The organism is Pseudoxanthomonas sp. LARHCG66, assembly GCF_052871755.1.
Genome location: NZ_JBIXJW010000001.1, coordinates 999,643 through 1,015,092, shown reverse-complemented (window position 1 = coordinate 1,015,092; position 15,450 = coordinate 999,643). Strand labels below are relative to the sequence as shown.

The following is a 15,450-nucleotide window of genomic DNA, read 5'->3' as shown; positions in this document are numbered from 1 at the left end:
TCGCGTCCTCAGGCCGCTTCGCGCGGCTGGCGCTTGTTCTGTGGCAGGTCGTAGTAGCTGGCCGCACGCAACTCGTGGGTCTCGAATTCGTCCACGGTGATCGTGTCCAGGGTGATCGCGCGGAGCTCTTCCAGCAGCTTGCGTTCCTCGACCGTGATCCAGCCCTCGCGCACGCCTTCGTCCAGTTGCGCGCTGTAGTCCAGCGCCTCGATGTCCTTGGTCTTCAACGCCTTCAGGAACTTGCGTTCGACCGGCTCGGCGGCGACGGCGGTCGCCAGGTAACTGTCGATGCGGCCACCCGGGTTGTTCTCGCACGGGGTCAGGAACACGCCCTGGCCCAGGCGGTCGCGTGCTTCGTTCGGCGCCATCAGCAGCATCGCCACGCGATGGCTCAGGCGGTCGCCCGGCGCCACGGCACGGCGGCCGAACGGGAACACCACCGGCCACAGCAGCCAGCCGAGCGGCTTGATCGGGAAGTTGCGCAGCGCCTGCGACAGCGCCAGTTCGATCTCGTACGCACTGTTGTGGAAGGCCCAGGCCAACAGCGGCTTGTCGGCTTCCGGCGTGCCCTCGTCATGATGGCGCTTCAGCACGGCACTCATCATGTAGAGGTGGCTCAGCACGTCGCCCAGGCGGCCGGACAGCGATTCCTTGAACTTCAGCTTGCCGCCCAGCGCGCCGAGCGAAATGTCGGTGAGCAGTGCCAGGTTGGCCGCGTAGCGGTCGAGCTTGCGGAAGAACTTCTTCGTATATGCATCGCCAGGCGCGGCGCCGATCTTCGAGCCGGTGATGCCGAACCAGAACGAACGCACCGCGTTGGAGATCGCGCCACCGATGTGCGGATACAGCACGGCATCCAGCATGTTCACGCCGGCCCGGGTGTCCGGATCCTGCGCGGCGCGCATCTCCTTGATGATGTAGGGATGGCACAGGATCGACCCCTGGCCGAAGATCAGCAGGCTGCGGGTCATGATGTTCGCGCCTTCCACCGTGATCGCGATGGGCGAGGCCTGCCACGCGCGACCGGCGAAGTTGCGCGGGCCCAGGATGATGCCCTTGCCGCCGACGATGTCCATCACGTCCTTGGCGACGTCGCGGCCCATGTTCGTGCAGTGGTACTTGGCGATGGCGGACGGCACCGATGGCACGTCGCCGCGGTCCACGGCGGCGGCGGTGGCCTGCGACAGCGCACTGATCGCATAGGCCTTGCCGCCGATGCGGGCCAGCGCCTCTTCCACGCCTTCGAAGCGGCCGACCGACAGGCCGAACTGCTTGCGGATGCGTGCATAGGCGCCGGTGACGCGCGCACCAGCCTTCGCACCACCGCTGGCGGTGGAGGGCAGGGTGATCGAGCGACCCACGGCGAGGCATTCGTTGAGCATGTTCCAGCCCTTGCCGGCCATCTCCACGCCGCCGATCAGCTGGCTGAGCGGGATGAACACGTCCTTGCCGCGCACCGGGCCGTTCTGGAACGGGGAGTTGAGCGGGAAGTGGCGCGGACCGACTTCGACACCGTCGGTGTCGCGCGGCAGCAGCGCCAGCGTGATGCCGATGTCGCGCGTGTCGCCGATCAGGCCGTCCGGGTCGTACATGCGGAAAGCCAGGCCGATGATCGTCGCCACCGGCGCCAGCGTGATGTAGCGCTTGTCGAACGTCAGGCGGATGCCCAGCACGTTGGCGCCGTTCCACTCGCCCTTGCAGACGATGCCGTAGTCGGGGATCGAGGTCGCATCGGAGCCGGCGAACGGTCCGGTCAGGCCGAAGCAGGGCACTTCCTGGCCGATCGCCAGACGGGGCAGGTAGTAGTCCTTCTGTTCCTGCGTGCCGTAGTGGTTGAGCAGTTCACCCGGGCCGAGCGAGTTCGGCACGCCGACGGTGGAGCTGACCACGCTGCTGACCGAGGCGATCTTCTGGATCACCTTGTGGTGCGCCAGCGCCGAGAAGCCCAGGCCGCCGTACTGCTTGGGAATGATCATGCCGAAGAACTTGTTCTTCTTGATGTAGTCCCACAGCTCCGGCGGCAGGTCGGCGTGGACGTGGGTGATTTCCCAGTCGTTGGTCATCCGGCACAGCTCTTCCACCGGGCCGTCGAGGAAGGCCTGCTCTTCGGCGGTGAGCTGCGGCTTGGGATAGGCCAGCAGCTTGTTCCAGTCGGGGTCGCCGGTGAACAGATCGCCTTCGAAGCCGACCGAGCCGGTTTCCAGCGCGATGCGTTCGGTCTGCGACAGCGGCGGCAGTGCGCGGCGCAGGAAGCCCAGCGCCGGCGCGGTGATCAGCGGCTTGCGGATGGCCGGGATCAGCAGCGGCACCGCGATCGCCACCACGACAACCGCCGCGACAAGGGTGGCGGTGGGATTGGCGCCCAGAAGCCAGCACGCGACCAGCAGGCTGGCGGTGATGGCGGCCCAGTACGCGAGCCGGATCCGGTGATAGGCGGCGAACGCACCCGCCAGCAGGAAGGCGATGAAGGGAATGACGATGCTCATGGGGTTGCTCCGGACACGGATTCGGTTACATCGGATTCGGCATTACCCGGCGCGGCCGACAGGCTCGCCAGGTATTCCAGCACGGTGCTGGTAAATGCGTCGTTGTCGTCGCCGGCCACCATGTGCGTGGCCTGCGGCAGGTGGGCGTGGCGCGCATGCGGCACCAGGGCCTTGAACTCGTCGACGGTCTTCTCCGAGACCAGGTCGCTGCGGCCACCGCTGATCAGCAGCACGGGGCACTGTACCTGGCGCGCAGCCTCGGCGATGGCGTCCTGGTGCTGGGCGCTGTCGCGGGCCAGTTCGTCGACCAGGCGAGGATCCCAGTGCCAGCGCCAGCGACCATCGTCGCCTTCGCGCAGCAGCTCGCGCAGGTCGTCTGCCGATTTGCGCGTACGACGCTGCGGCTGGTAGGCGGCGATGATGTCGGCCGCGTGCTCGAGCGATGCGAAACCGTCGGGGAACGCCGTCATGAAGGCGAGGATGCGCTGCAGGCCGGCGTGCTCCCAGCGCGGGGTGATGTCGACCAGCACCATCGCGCGGAACAGGCCGGGCCAGCGCGACTCGGCGATCAGCCCGAACAGCCCGCCCATCGAAGCGCCCACCAGCACCGGCGGCTCGGATTGTTCCCCGGCCACCACGATCAGATCGTCGGCGAACTGGTCACCGGTGTAGGGCATGTCGGCCGCGTTGCGCGACGATTCGCCGTGGCCGCGCGCGTCGTAGGCGAGGCCCGCGTAACCGTGTGCCGCCATGGCTTCGCCGGTGCGGTTCCACGCACCGCGCGTCTGCCCGAAACCGTGTGCATAGATCAATGCAGGATGTCCCTGGAGCGCGCGTGGCGATGCAAAGCGACGGATCGCCAAGGCGACATTCCCCTGTCCCGGCAGCATGCGATCCGATGCGGCAGCAGTGTCACCGTCGAAGCGGAAAGAGGCAGGGGAGGGGGGTGTGACCATACGGGCTAGTATGGGCTCTCGCATTTAGAGCAGTCAATCGATCCCGCGCAAGCGTTTCAAATGCAACCGATTGATTTGCCTTTATTTATGACGCGCCGCAGCAAACGTACCGCTACACACCCCGGCGTATGGTTAAATGCGGAACATGAGCACACCCAGTCCGGAAAGCCCCTCTTCTCCCCCCGCCCGCACCGCGCGCCTCAGCGCCGATGACTGGGCGCAGGCCGCCCTCGACCTGATCGCGGAGCAGGGTGTCTCGGCGGTCGCGGTGGAGCCTTTGGCGCGGCGTCTTGGCGTGACGAAGGGCAGCTTCTACTGGCACTTTCCGTCACGTGACGCGCTGCTGCAGGCGGCGCTGGAACGTTGGGAGGCGGGCGAGCAGGAGAACATCTTCGGCAGCCTGGAAAAGGTCGCCGATCCGCGCGAGCGCCTGCGGACGCTGTTCCAGCTCGTCGGCCACGAAGTGAAGCCGCACATCATCTACAGCGAGTTGCTGAAGGCGCTGGACCACCCGTCCGTGCAGCCCGTGATCGACCGCATCTCCCAGCGTCGCCTGGACTATCTGGTCGCCATGTTCCGCCAGGCCGGCCTGCAGCGGACCGACGCGACCCACCGCGCGCGCCTGACGTACGCGGCCTATGTGGGCTTCCTGCAGTTGTCGCTGCAACTGCAGCAGCCGCGGATGACCTCGGAAGAATTCGAGACCTACCTCGAACACGTCATCTCGACGTTGATCCCGACCTGACGCCTCGTAGGGTGGGCCTTGGCCCACCGCGCGTGAGCGCGTCGTCGATGGTGGGCCAAGGCCCACCCTACGGAGCAGACTCAAGACGCGCCGCGAAGCAGCGGCGGCGTCATTGAATCATTTGGCAGCATCCGGGATCACGCTCTCGGTCACGCCCCAGTGTTCGTCCTTCCAGTAGGTAAGCGAGAGGCCGTTCCTGACGCACAACACGATAGTGCCGCCGACCCGATCCCATTCTTCGCAGCCGTCGAACGCGTTGCGTCGCGCGGGTTCTCCATAGAGCGCGTGGTAGGCGCTGGACACGGACGCCGCTTCCAGGTCCGTGAGTTCCGGAACAAACCGAAACGCCAACTGGTTGATCGCTCCGTGACCAATACCTACCCAGAGGTTGCCCGTACGTCCGAGCACCTGTGCGGTTGGGTCAGCGCAGGAAACTTCGCATTGCATCTCCGGGCGCTGCTGCCGAAGCTCCATGTAGCCAAGGCCGATGCGAGCCCCGGCCAACTCGAACGCTTTGTCATTTCCGGCGGCGACGGACAGCGCGAGCAGTGCTTCAATGATCATGAATCTTCCTGTGGCGCCCAACGATGATGTAGGTGGCGATGTAAGGGCCGTGGTTTGGGTGGATGTGGACGCGGCATGCCTGCGAGCGTCAAAAAACAGCCGGTATTGCTACCCATCAGATCGTCTCGAATCGATCATGGTGGATGTCTAGCGGAGTTCGAGACTTCACGCCGGCCCCATCGCCGCCTGCCGCACACCACCCCGCCATTCCCGCTGCTCGCGCACATACCCGCTGCGCTCCAGCCACTGGAAGATCGAACGCACGGTGACGACGGGATAGTCGCCGGACAATCGCGTGCCGACCGGGTGGTCGGTGAAGTCGGTATTGGCGGAGAACAGTCCGCCCAGCACGCGCTTGGAGTACGCGACGTGCACCGTATCCGGCACGAAGCCGTCGTCCCGCGCGAACGCGTACGCGCTGCGGCGGTCGTAGATGCCACGGTCGGCCAGCGCCGCGGCCATCACCTCCACGATCCACGCGGTGGAGTTCTGGTAGTCCTCGCTGCCGGGACGTGCGATCAGGTTGTAACGCGGATGGTGCAGGCTGTGGCGCGGCATCTGCTGCAGGCGCTGCGCGAGACGGCCGGCGACGTCGGGTGCGAACCAGACGATGCGCAGGTCCTGGTTCACCAGGTCGTCGGCGAAGAAGTTCACCAGCCCCTGCGCGTACAAGCCGGAGCGGTCGCTGCCGCATTCGTTGAGCAGGTGCACCACTGTCCAGCGCCCCTGCGCGTGGTCGCGCACGGCGAAGCCCGCGTGGCTGTAGACCAGGCCCTGCTTCGACAGGTCGGTGCCGACGCGCGCGATCAGTGCGACGGGTGCGTCCACCTCGTCCAACTGCTGCGCCGCCAGCAGCGCGGTGCGGGCTGCTTCCGCCACCTTGTACGGCGGCATCTCCAACGACTGGCAGGCATCGCCCGCGCGTGCCGTCCCTGACAGCGCGAGGACGAAGACGAAACCCAGAATCGCGAGCGCGCGCATCACGCGATCACCCGCCGTAGCGATGGCTGTGGATATGCGGGCGCGCGGTGTCGTTGGCGATGAAGCACAGCGCTTCACCCGCGGCGCTCAGGATCCATCCCGTCGCCACCACGGTGACGCTGATCGCCGTGCCGACCGCGATGCCCAGGCGCCGGATTGCCTCCGCGCTCAGGTAGACCACGAACGACGCGCCGGCCACCACGCCCGCCGCCGCGACGGAGACCGTCACCGCCACGCTGCCGGCGACCACGGCCACGCCGCTGACCACCGCGGAGGCGCCGTGGCCCAGTGCATGGATCACCGCCACCGGCACTTCGATGGACGCCTCCAGGCTGGCCTGCGACATCCGGCTGGCGCCATCGGATTGCGGCGCGGCGTGGGTGGGCAGGGCGACGCCGCCGGAGAGCGCGGTGGCCAGGGCCAGGGTCAGTGAGCGGGCGATCAGGCGGCGCATGCGGGTTCCTCCAGGGACGCCGGAGGGTGGGCGCAGGCTTCGCAGGGATTCAAGGATCATCGACAAGGTAAGCTCTGGCGGAACGACAGGTATAGGAATCCGCTACCCATGGCCGTCTCGGTGGAGCTGGTTGATGCACTGAAGCGTTGCCTGCGCGCGCAGGACATGACCTACCGCGACCTGGCCGCGCGCATCCGCATGAGCGAGGCGGCGGTGAAGCGCATGTTCTCCCGCCGCGCGATGAGCCTGCAGCGGCTGGAGCAGGTCTGCGACGTGCTGGACGTGGGCCTGGCCGAGCTCAGCGCCGAAGCCTCGCGCGGGCGCAAGGCGATGGCGCAGTTGAGCGAAGCGCAGGAACAGGCGCTGGTGGACGATCCGCCGCTGCTGATGGCGCTGTTCCTCACGCTCAACCGCTGGCGCGAGGACGACGTGATGGGGCACTTCGGCTTTACGCCCGCGCAGTGGACCGGCCTGCTGGTGAAGCTGGACCGGCTGGGCATCATCGAACTCATGCCCGGCAACCGTGGCCGCGCGCTGACGGCACGCAATTTCCGCTGGCGCGCCGATGGGCCCATGGAGCGCTACTTCCGGCTGACCCTGCTGACCGACTACTTCGCCGATCCGTTCGATGGCGAACAGGACGCACTGCTGCTGCTCAGCGGCAGCCTGAGCATCGACGGGGTGAAGCAGGTGCGCCAGCGACTGGAGGAAGTCGCGCGCGAGTTCGATGCGCTGCTGGCCCGCGATGCCACGCTGCCGGCGGAAGACCGCGTCGGCGTCAGCCTGGTGCTGGCGCAGAAGCCCTGGCTGCTGCAGCTGTTCAATCCGTACCGGCGCTCGCGCGACGGGTAAGCGCTGTGGCGGAGATCGGGCCCGGAGTGCCATCGATGGGGCCCGGAATCCCATCGATGGGCTTCAGAGCTCCATCGATCGCCCCTCGAGCTGCATCGATGACCCGGTGAGCTCCATCGACATGGCCCTCGGAGCTCCGTCGATGGGTCTATGAGCTCCATCGCGGGCTGTCCGAGCCTGATCGATGAGGCTCGGTGCCCGATCGATGGCTCTGCGAGTGCCATCGATGGCTTTCAGAAAGCCATCGATGGGAGTGCAGAAGCCCCATCGACGGCATGGCGGGCGCGACCGATGGCTCCCGGAGCCTCATCGATCGGCTTCCGAGCCCCATCAACGGCCTTCCAATCTCCATCCCCGGCCCTCGGAGCCCCATCGACACGGCTCCGAGCCTCGCACTCCGCGATTTCTCGCACGGCCGTGAGACGCAACCTCGTGCCTGCGACAGGGTTCGCCCGGCATCCCCCCTTGGGCTGACCGCCCGCCGACCCTGGCCGCGTTCTCCTCGTCACGGGGACAGGACATTGGTATCATTTTGGTCTCACTTTTCGAGGGCGTGGCATGAACGCAGCGGTCGATGTTTTCAAACGCAACGATTTTCCGGGCAGTTCGCTTGCCGCGTTGAATGCCTGGGTTGCCGAGGTTGCCGCGCTCACCCAACCCGACCACATCCACTGGTGCGACGGCAGCGATGCCGAGAACACGCTGCTGACGAAGCAGATGCTGGCCGACGGCACCCTGCTGCCGCTGAATCCCGAAACCCACCCGCACAGCTGGCTGCACCGCTCCAGCCCGAGCGACGTGGCGCGCGTGGAGCACCTGACCTTCGTCTGCACGCCGCAGCAGGAAGACGCCGGCCCCAACAACCACTGGATGGCCCCGGCCGAGGCCCACGCGAAGATGGATGCGCTGTTCGCCGGCTGCATGCGCGGGCGCACGCTGTACGTGATCCCCTACTGCATGGGCCCGATCGATTCGCCGCTGTCGCGCTGCGGCGTGGAGATCACCGATTCGCCATACGTGGTGGCCAACATGCGCATCATGACCCGCATGGGCGCGCCGGCGCTGGCGCGCATCGAGCGGGAAGGGACGTTCGTGAAGGGCCTGCACTCGACCGGCGAGCTGGACCCGGACCGCCGCTTCATCATGCATTTCCCGGATGAGCTGACCATCAAGAGCTTCGGCTCCGGCTACGGCGGCAACGCGCTGCTGGGCAAGAAGTGCCACGCGCTGCGCATCGCTTCGCACCAGGCGCGCAGCGAGGGCTGGTTGGCCGAGCACATGCTGATCGTCGGCATCGAGAACCCGCAGGGCGAGACGCACTACATCGCGGCGGCGTTCCCGTCGGCGTGCGGCAAGACCAACCTGGCCATGCTGATTCCGCCGGAAGGCTACCGCCAGGCCGGGTGGAAGGTGTGGACGGTCGGCGACGACATCTGCTGGATGCGCCCCGGCGCCGACGGCCGCCTGTACGCGATCAATCCGGAAGCCGGCTTCTTCGGCGTGGCGCCGGGAACGTCCGACAGTTCCAACCCCAATGCGTTGGCCACCATCAGCCACCACACCATCTTCACCAACGTCGCCGTCACCGACGAGCAGGAGCCGTGGTGGGAAGGACTGGATTCGCGCACGCCGGCATTGGACTGGCAGGGGCGCAAGTACGACCCGGCCAACGGTCCGGCCGCGCACCCCAACTCGCGTTTCACCGTCTCCGCGCGCCAGTGCCCGAGCTATTCGGCCAAGGCGGAAGATCCGCAGGGCGTGCCGATCAGCGCCATCGTCTTCGGCGGCCGTCGCGCCTCGCTGGTGCCGCTGGTGTTCGAAGCGCGCGACTGGACGCACGGCGTGCTGGTCGGCGCGGCGATGGGTTCTGAGACCACGGCCGCCGCGACCGGCGCGGTGGGCGTGATGCGTCGCGACCCGATGGCGATGAAGCCGTTCTGCGGCTACAACTTCGCCGACTACTTCGCCCACTGGCTGTCGTTCGGCGATACCGATGCGAAGCTTCCCAAGATCTTCCACGTCAACTGGTTCCGCAAGGGCGGCGACGGCAAATTCCTGTGGCCTGGCTTCGGCGAGAACCTGCGCGTGCTGGAGTGGATGATCCAGCGCGTCGAGGGCAAGGCGGACGCGGTGGAAACGCCGATCGGCCACCTGCCGCGCGCCGAAGACCTCAATCTGGACGGCGTGGCACTGAGCGATGAAGCGCACGAGCTGCTGTTCGGCTTCGACCGCGCCGGCTGGCAGGCCGAGTTCGCCAGCATCGGCGAGTACCTGCAGGAATTCGGCGACCGCACCCCGCAGGCACTGAAGGACGAACAGCAACGCATCGCGGCCCGCCTGGCGCACTGATTCCCCGCCTCGCGCATCCTGTTTCCTGCGCACGCCCCGTGTGCGTCCACCCCGGACGCCGCGGGGCTTTTTCTTGCGTCCGGCTTTCCTTCCCGTCGTTCCACGGGGAGAGGGGATCTGCGCACGGGGAGAGGGCCATGAGTTCCAGGCTGAACAATCGCCGGCGGAAAATGCCGTGCAGCTCTAAACCCCTGCGTTCCCGGCTGCATCCCAGTCAGTATGCTGAATGCCGTGATCGAACCTTTCGCTGACAGCCTCGCCCCGGAGGCCTCCGCCGCCCAGGACACTGCACTGGCCCGTTCGGCTGCGGGTGGCGACATGCGGGCGTTCGAGGCGCTCTACCGCCGCCATGCGGGCCGCGTGCATGGCGTCATCCAGCGGCTGGTGGGCGGGCAGGGCGTGCGGGCGGAAGACCTGACGCAGGAAGCGTTCGTGCGGGCGTGGCAGGCATTGCCGGCGTTCCGCTTCGAGAGTGCTTTCTCCACCTGGCTGCATCGCCTGGCGGTGACCACCGCGCTGATGGAACTGCGCAGCCGCCGCAGCGGTCCCCGCTTCGATGACGACGAGGACGCGCTGGACGACCTGGGCATGGCGGACAGCGCGGGCCATGGCACGGCGCTGTCGCTGGACCTGGAGCGCGCCGTCGCCACCCTGCCGCCACGGGCGCGGGCCGTGCTGGTGCTGTACGACGTGGAAGGCTGGAAGCACGAGGAGATCGCCACCGAGCTGGGCATGGCGGTCGGAAGTTCAAAAGCACAGTTGCACCGGGCGCGGCACCTGCTGCGCGAGCGTTTAGGAGGACACGCATGACCCCCCACGATCCCACCCCGCTTTCAGACGACGCGCTGCGCTGGCAGCTGCGCGCACTGCGGCAGGACACGCCGCCCTCGCGCGATCTGTGGCCGGACCTGGCCGCGCGCCTGGCCGCCACGCCGCAGCAGGCCGTGGCACCGCCACGCCGCCGCATGGCGCCCTTTGCCCTGGCCGCGTCGGTGCTGCTGGCGGTCACGGTGACCTGGCAACTGCAGAAAGCGCCGGAAGGCGATGCGCTGATCCAGCGCGAAGCCGCCGCGCTGACCCGCGATTACACCGGTGCACTGGCGCAACTGGACACGCAGGTGCAGACCGTACCCGAGATCGCCCCCGCGCTGCATGCGCTGGACGAGAGCGCCGCGCAGATCCGCCACGCCATCGCCACCGAACCCAACGCGCACTTCCTGCTGAACCAGTTGCGCCGCACCTATGCACGACGCCTCGCGCTGACCCAGCGCGCGGCCATGACCTGAGGAGTTATCCATGCGTACCACCATCGCTTTCTCGCTGCTGCTGGGCAGCGCACTGCTGGCGCCCGCGGCGCTGGCGCAGACCGCCATCAACGAAACCCGGCCGCTGGACGCCCGTGGCCGGGTGGACATCAGCAACCTCAAGGGCCGCATCGAAGTGCGCGGCTGGGAGCGCGACGAGGTGAAGATCACCGGCACCCTGGGCAAGGGCGTGGAGCGCCTGGAGGTGGACGGCGGCGGCCCGCACCTGAGCGTGGAAGTGCGTTACCCGAAGAGCAGCGGCTGGGGTGGCAACCAGACCGGACCGACCGACCTGGTGTTGATGGTGCCGTTGCGCGCCGACCTGGACATCGAGTCGGTCGCGGCCGACGTGCACGTGACCGGCGTTGCCTCGGGCGAACTTTCCATCAGCAGTGTCAGTGGCAGCGTGGCCGCCGCCGCCGCACCGCAGAAAGCGGACATAGAAACCGTCAGCGGCAGCGCCCACCTGACCCTCAACAGCGCGGACGTGGACGTGCAGACCGTCAGCGGCAACATCGTGCTGCGCGGACGGCTCAATGGCGACATCAGCACCGAGACGGTGTCCGGCCGCATCGAAGTCGCCGTCACCGGCGAAGAGATCCGCGATCTCAGCGCGAGCACCGTCAGCGGCACGGCGCATGTCAGTACGGCGCTGGCGCCCGGTGGCGAGATCAGCATGGAATCGGTCAGCGGCGACCTGCTGCTGCGCCTGCCGAAGGATGTGTCCGCGCAGGTCAGTGGCGAGAGCTTCAGCGGCAGCCTGAAGGCCACGGGCGTGGACATCGAGAAGCGCCGCGGCCCGGGCGCCAGTTTCTCCACCCGCTACGGCAGCGGCAGTGCCCGCGTCACGGTGGAGACGTTCTCGGGCAGCGCGGAAGTGCGCGTGGAGTAAGTCGGCCGCACGGACGCGCGCCGCATCTCCCGTATCATCGGGACGGGTTTCCGGTGATACAGAGGCAGGCATGACGAGTGCGGCATTCCACGTCCAGCAGGCGCGACGCCACCTGGCAACCGGCAATGCCGCACACGCGCTGTCCGCGGCCGGGCAGGGGCTGGAAGTACATCCGCATGACCCGGACCTGCAATGGGTGGCCGCGCTCAGCCTGGTGGCACTGCAGCAACCTGCCGCCGCAGCCCGCCAACTTGAAGCGCTGGTGCACGCCCAGCCCGACCATGGCGATGCCTGGCTGAAGCTGGGAGCCTGCCTGAAACGGCTGGACGATCCGGTGGCCGCCACTGCAGCGCTGCGGCGGGGCCTGGCGCTCATGCCGGAGGCGGCGCCGGCGCGGCTGCAACTGGCCGAATGCCTGCAGTCGGGAGACCCGGATGCGGCGCTGGTGGAGTACTTCCGGGCCGTGACCACGGCGCAGGCGCAGGGGCGATGGCTCAATGATGCGACCACCGCGCCCGAGCTGCGGGAGCGGGTGAAGACCGCCATGCGGCTGATCGATGAAGGCCGGCACCGCCTGTTCTTCTCGGCCATCGCGCCACTGCAGCAACAGCACGGCGCACAGGCGCTGTCGCGGGTCACGCGCGCGCTGGAAGGCTATCTGGGCATCGCGCCGGGCGGCAGCCCGGATCCGCGCCAACGTCCCACGTTCCTGTACATCCCCGACCTGCAGCCCGAGCCCTATTTCGAGCGTGCATTGTTCCCGTGGTACGAAGCGCTGGAGCAGGCAACGGATGCGATCCGTGCCGAACTGCAGCAGGTGCTGCAGGCGCGCGACGGATTGCAGCCCTTCCTCGATTTCAGTGGCACTGCACGCAAGGATGATTTCCTGGCGAGCCGGCAGGACATCGACGCGGCCGCGTGGGATGCGTATTTCTTCCATCGCCATGGGCAGGCCTATCCCGAACACCTGGCTGCGTGTCCCGCCACCGCCCGGGCGCTGGCGCAGGTGCCGCTGACGCGCATCGACGCGCACGCGCCGGAGGTGCTGTTCTCGTTGTTGTCACCGGGGACCCTGATCAAGCCGCACCATGGGGTGACCAACAGCCGCGTGGTCACCCACCTGCCGCTGATCGTGCCCGCGGACTGCGCGCTGGAGGTGGGCGGGGTGCAGCACGACTGGCAGGAAGGACGCTGCGTGACCTTCGACGACTCCTACCTGCACCAGGCCTGGAACCACAGCAGCCAATTGCGCGTGGTGATGATCCTGGACACCTGGCATCCGCGCCTCAGGCCCGAGGAAACCCAGGCGCTGAAACAGCTGGTGGAGGTCATCGGCGGATTCAACAGGCAGGCGGGCCTGGGCTGATCGCTGCCTTACTCGTGCGTGTGCTCGGGGCTGCCGGGCTTGTCGAACAGCAGGTAGGTCGAAAGGATGTACTTGTCGTTCGAAACCGGCGCGTTGCCCACGTGCTGGAACATCCAGTACGGCGGAAACACCAGCAGCCGTCCCGCGCGTGGCTGCACGTCGACCCCCAGGTCCATGAAGCGGGTGCTGCCGCCTTCCTGCACGTCGTTGAGGTACCACAGGAACACCATGTAGCGCCCCGCGACCTCGTCGACGGAATCGAAATGCGGCTGGAAGCCTTCGCCTGCATTGGCGCGGTACTTCTTCATCGTCAGCCGGTCGATGCGCGGGCGCAGCGGTACGGGCAGGGTCAGCGACAGGTCTGCGTTGTAGCGTGCCAGGGCTTCCTCGATGCGGGTCATGAAGAACCCGACGAAGGCGGGATCGGCCAGGCGGGTGAGATTCAACTCGGTCCAGCGGCTGTCGTCCAGCGCTGGCCGGTAGCCACGCCCGTTGGGCGCCTGGAATTGCGTGGAAGACTCGAAGCCATCGATCAGCTGCTGGCAGAACGCCGCCGGCAGTGCGTCGTCGTAGATGCGGATGTAGTCGGCCAGCGCTTTCATGGGGTCATCGTACGGTGAGGTCGTAGCCCCAGTGGTCGGCCACGGGTTGCAGGATGGGCAGCGCGGGCACCAGCCAGCGCGAATAGGGTTGCCAGCGGCCGACGGCGCGCGCATTGACCGGCTCCACCACCTGCGAATAGCTGGGCGTGCTGATGTAACCCTTGCGCGCGGCGTGCTGGCTGAACTGCGCGAGGAAGTCGCGGTCCTGGATGCCCAGGAAGCTGCCGATGCGTTCCACCTGCGCGGGGAAATCGCCGACGGTGTCCTCGTAGCGCAGCACCAGCGTGTCGGGTGCCAGCAATGCCTGGTGATGGATCCAGAACTTCATCGCATTGACGTAGCTTTTCGCCAGCCGCTCCAGGCTGGAGCACAGCACCATGAAGGCGGGTGAGCGGAAATTCTGCATGTAGCAGCTGAGCAGCACGTCGCAGGGGTGGCGCAGTGCCAGGATGATCTTTGCGTTGGGGAACAGGCGCAGGATCATCGGCAGGCGCAGCATGTTGAGCGGGTTCTTGTCGACCAGCTGCTGCCCGGGCTGCAGGGTGATGACCTTGGCGACTTCGGACCAGTACACGGCGCGCAGCTCGTCGGCCGCCGCACCATCGAGCATGTCCAGTCCATGCGGATACTCGACGCCACGCGCTTCCATCCGCTCGATGCAGCGCTGCAGCGTGGCGCGTTCGTCCATCGAGGCGTAATGCGGGTGGGCGTCCAGCATCTGTTCCAGCATGGTGGTGCCGGAGCGCGGAAAGCCGACGATGAAGACGGGGGAGTCACCCGCTGACGGCGCGCGGGGGTCGTGGCGGAACGCGCCTTCGTCCGCAGTCAGCCATTTGCTGGACACCTTGAGCGGCTCGGCACCGGAATGCGCGATCTCCGGCACGACGTCAGCCGCAAGCCGGAACTGGATGGCGTGGACCTTCTCGAGGCAGGACATCGCATCGGCTGGTCGCCCCTGCTTGTCCGCAATGCTGGCGAGCGTGAACAAGGCAGTGGTCTCGGCCTGCAAGTGCGGCGTGCGGTCCAGGATTGCCTTCGATGCAGCCAGTGCCTGCGCGTAGTTCTTGTCGCGCATGGCGATGGCCGCCTGCAGTTGCAGCAGGTCGATGCGTTCGTGCAGGTTCAGCGATTCAACACGATGTTCGAGTTGCGAGACCAATTCCCTGGCGCGACCGATGCGGTTGGTGCGTTCGAGCAACTGGGCGAGCCGCACGATCGTGCCGACGCTGTCGGGTTCGGCGGACAACAGCAGCCGTTCGGCATCGTCGGTCCGTCCGACCTGCATCAGGACCGTGGCAAGTTCGTGTTTGAGATCCGGCGGCAGGGCGAGCCATTCGCTTTCGCATGGGATCAACGTCGCTGCACGTTGCGCGTCGCCGCATTCGAAACAGGCAAGTGCGGCGTTGATGCGGGCTTCCGCCGACCCGGGCGCCAAGTCCACCGCGTCGAGGAAACGATGCCTTGCCTCCCCCAGTCGCCCCATTTCCAACAGCAACAGGCCGTGATCGATGAGCAAGGATACGCGGCCCGGGTCGATCGCCACTGCACGCTGGTACGCGTGATCCGCCTTCTGGTAGTCACCCGCCATGCGTGCGGCAGCGCCGAGGTTGGCCCAATGCGCGAGCACCCCCGGATGCCTGGCCGCCATGCGTTCGTATGCCGCAACCGCGCCGGGGAACTGCCCCTGAGCCTGCAGGACCATGCCCATGAGCGTCCACAGCGACGGATCCTCCGGCTGGTCCTCCAGGGCGGCCCGGCACAACGTCAGTGCGACCGCGTAGCGCCCGGACTCGTAGGCGTCAACGATGCTGGCGATGGAGCTGCGATTCATCCCGGAAGTATCGCAAACCGGGAAAGAAAAAGCCGCGCGGGGACACCGCGCGGCTCAAGTACACGAAA

Annotated in this window: 14 protein-coding genes; 7 read left to right on the top strand and 7 right to left on the bottom strand. The window is 67.2% G+C overall.

From position 1 onward, the window contains the following. Window positions 1–8: 8 nt before the first annotated feature. Complete coding sequence (locus ACIPRS_RS04875) at window positions 9–2,486, bottom strand: acyl-CoA dehydrogenase (protein ID WP_446537702.1); 2,478 nt, start codon at window positions 2,484–2,486, stop codon at window positions 9–11. After that, window positions 2,483–3,376, bottom strand: a complete 894-nt coding sequence (locus ACIPRS_RS04870) for an alpha/beta fold hydrolase (protein WP_446537701.1) — start codon at window positions 3,374–3,376, stop codon at window positions 2,483–2,485. The genes ACIPRS_RS04875 and ACIPRS_RS04870 overlap by 4 nt, the downstream gene beginning before the upstream one ends. Window positions 3,377–3,587: 211 nt before the next feature. On the opposite strand from ACIPRS_RS04870, the gene ACIPRS_RS04865 reads away from it, so the two are divergent. Beyond that, window positions 3,588–4,187 (top strand): TetR/AcrR family transcriptional regulator, encoded by a 600-nt coding sequence (locus ACIPRS_RS04865; RefSeq protein WP_337730525.1) that lies wholly within the window; start codon window positions 3,588–3,590, stop codon window positions 4,185–4,187. A 117-nt stretch (window positions 4,188–4,304) separates the two neighbouring features. Here ACIPRS_RS04865 and ACIPRS_RS04860 read toward each other — a convergent pair whose 3' ends face one another. From ACIPRS_RS04860 to ACIPRS_RS04850, 3 genes are all read right to left on the bottom strand, one after another. Further along, window positions 4,305–4,751, bottom strand: coding sequence for a hypothetical protein (locus tag ACIPRS_RS04860; RefSeq protein WP_446537700.1), 447 nt, complete (start codon window positions 4,749–4,751; stop codon window positions 4,305–4,307). A 165-nt stretch (window positions 4,752–4,916) separates the two neighbouring features. After that, on the bottom strand, window positions 4,917–5,732 hold the full coding sequence (locus ACIPRS_RS04855; RefSeq protein ID WP_446537699.1) for a DUF2145 domain-containing protein: 816 nt from the start codon (window positions 5,730–5,732) through the stop codon (window positions 4,917–4,919). A 7-nt stretch (window positions 5,733–5,739) separates the two neighbouring features. Further along, entirely contained in the window at window positions 5,740–6,186 is a 447-nt protein-coding gene (locus tag ACIPRS_RS04850) for a hypothetical protein (RefSeq protein WP_446537698.1), read from the bottom strand. A 108-nt stretch (window positions 6,187–6,294) separates the two neighbouring features. Between ACIPRS_RS04850 and ACIPRS_RS04845 the strand changes: the two genes are divergently transcribed. From ACIPRS_RS04845 to ACIPRS_RS04820, 6 genes are all read left to right on the top strand, one after another. Then, complete coding sequence (locus tag ACIPRS_RS04845) at window positions 6,295–7,038, top strand: helix-turn-helix domain-containing protein (protein WP_446537697.1); 744 nt, start codon at window positions 6,295–6,297, stop codon at window positions 7,036–7,038. 558 nt (window positions 7,039–7,596) lie between these two features. Beyond that, entirely contained in the window at window positions 7,597–9,387 is a 1,791-nt protein-coding gene (locus ACIPRS_RS04840) for a phosphoenolpyruvate carboxykinase (GTP) (RefSeq protein WP_446537696.1), read from the top strand. 219 nt (window positions 9,388–9,606) lie between these two features. Further along, window positions 9,607–10,197 (top strand): RNA polymerase sigma factor, encoded by a 591-nt coding sequence (locus ACIPRS_RS04835; RefSeq protein WP_337730519.1) that lies wholly within the window; start codon window positions 9,607–9,609, stop codon window positions 10,195–10,197. Next, the gene (locus ACIPRS_RS04830) at window positions 10,194–10,673 is read left to right on the top strand and encodes a hypothetical protein (RefSeq protein WP_337730518.1); all 480 of its coding nucleotides are present in this window, start codon (window positions 10,194–10,196) and stop codon (window positions 10,671–10,673) included. The genes ACIPRS_RS04835 and ACIPRS_RS04830 overlap by 4 nt, the downstream gene beginning before the upstream one ends. A gap of 10 nt (window positions 10,674–10,683) precedes the next feature. Beyond that, window positions 10,684–11,583: a DUF4097 family beta strand repeat-containing protein gene (locus ACIPRS_RS04825; protein ID WP_192200310.1), complete on the top strand. Its 900-nt coding sequence runs from the start codon at window positions 10,684–10,686 to the stop codon at window positions 11,581–11,583. A gap of 70 nt (window positions 11,584–11,653) precedes the next feature. After that, a complete protein-coding gene (locus tag ACIPRS_RS04820; protein ID WP_446537695.1) occupies window positions 11,654–12,949 on the top strand; it encodes an aspartyl/asparaginyl beta-hydroxylase domain-containing protein in 1,296 nt (431 codons plus the stop codon). 8 nt (window positions 12,950–12,957) lie between these two features. On the opposite strand, the gene ACIPRS_RS04815 is transcribed toward ACIPRS_RS04820, so the two are convergent. Next, window positions 12,958–13,551 (bottom strand): 2OG-Fe(II) oxygenase, encoded by a 594-nt coding sequence (locus ACIPRS_RS04815; RefSeq protein WP_446537694.1) that lies wholly within the window; start codon window positions 13,549–13,551, stop codon window positions 12,958–12,960. A gap of 4 nt (window positions 13,552–13,555) precedes the next feature. Beyond that, window positions 13,556–15,382, bottom strand: coding sequence for a tetratricopeptide repeat-containing sulfotransferase family protein (locus tag ACIPRS_RS04810; protein ID WP_446537693.1), 1,827 nt, complete (start codon window positions 15,380–15,382; stop codon window positions 13,556–13,558). Window positions 15,383–15,450: the final 68 nt, after the last annotated feature.

Bases quoted from the DNA above. Each gene is read 5' to 3' on its own strand.
- ACIPRS_RS04835 (WP_337730519.1), top strand. From the start codon at position 9,607: ATGCTGAATGCCGTGATCGAACCTTTCGCTGACAGCCTCGCCCCGGAG.
- ACIPRS_RS04815 (WP_446537694.1), bottom strand. From the start codon at position 13,551: ATGAAAGCGCTGGCCGACTACATCCGCATCTACGACGACGCACTGCCG.
- ACIPRS_RS04865 (WP_337730525.1), top strand. From the start codon at position 3,588: ATGAGCACACCCAGTCCGGAAAGCCCCTCTTCTCCCCCCGCCCGCACC.
- ACIPRS_RS04870 (WP_446537701.1), bottom strand. From the start codon at position 3,376: ATGCTGCCGGGACAGGGGAATGTCGCCTTGGCGATCCGTCGCTTTGCA.
- ACIPRS_RS04820 (WP_446537695.1), top strand. From the start codon at position 11,654: ATGACGAGTGCGGCATTCCACGTCCAGCAGGCGCGACGCCACCTGGCA.
- ACIPRS_RS04860 (WP_446537700.1), bottom strand. From the start codon at position 4,751: ATGATCATTGAAGCACTGCTCGCGCTGTCCGTCGCCGCCGGAAATGAC.
- ACIPRS_RS04825 (WP_192200310.1), top strand. From the start codon at position 10,684: ATGCGTACCACCATCGCTTTCTCGCTGCTGCTGGGCAGCGCACTGCTG.
- ACIPRS_RS04845 (WP_446537697.1), top strand. From the start codon at position 6,295: ATGGCCGTCTCGGTGGAGCTGGTTGATGCACTGAAGCGTTGCCTGCGC.
- ACIPRS_RS04850 (WP_446537698.1), bottom strand. From the start codon at position 6,186: ATGCGCCGCCTGATCGCCCGCTCACTGACCCTGGCCCTGGCCACCGCG.
- ACIPRS_RS04810 (WP_446537693.1), bottom strand. From the start codon at position 15,382: ATGAATCGCAGCTCCATCGCCAGCATCGTTGACGCCTACGAGTCCGGG.
- ACIPRS_RS04875 (WP_446537702.1), bottom strand. From the start codon at position 2,486: ATGAGCATCGTCATTCCCTTCATCGCCTTCCTGCTGGCGGGTGCGTTC.
- ACIPRS_RS04840 (WP_446537696.1), top strand. From the start codon at position 7,597: ATGAACGCAGCGGTCGATGTTTTCAAACGCAACGATTTTCCGGGCAGT.
- ACIPRS_RS04830 (WP_337730518.1), top strand. From the start codon at position 10,194: ATGACCCCCCACGATCCCACCCCGCTTTCAGACGACGCGCTGCGCTGG.
- ACIPRS_RS04855 (WP_446537699.1), bottom strand. From the start codon at position 5,732: ATGCGCGCGCTCGCGATTCTGGGTTTCGTCTTCGTCCTCGCGCTGTCA.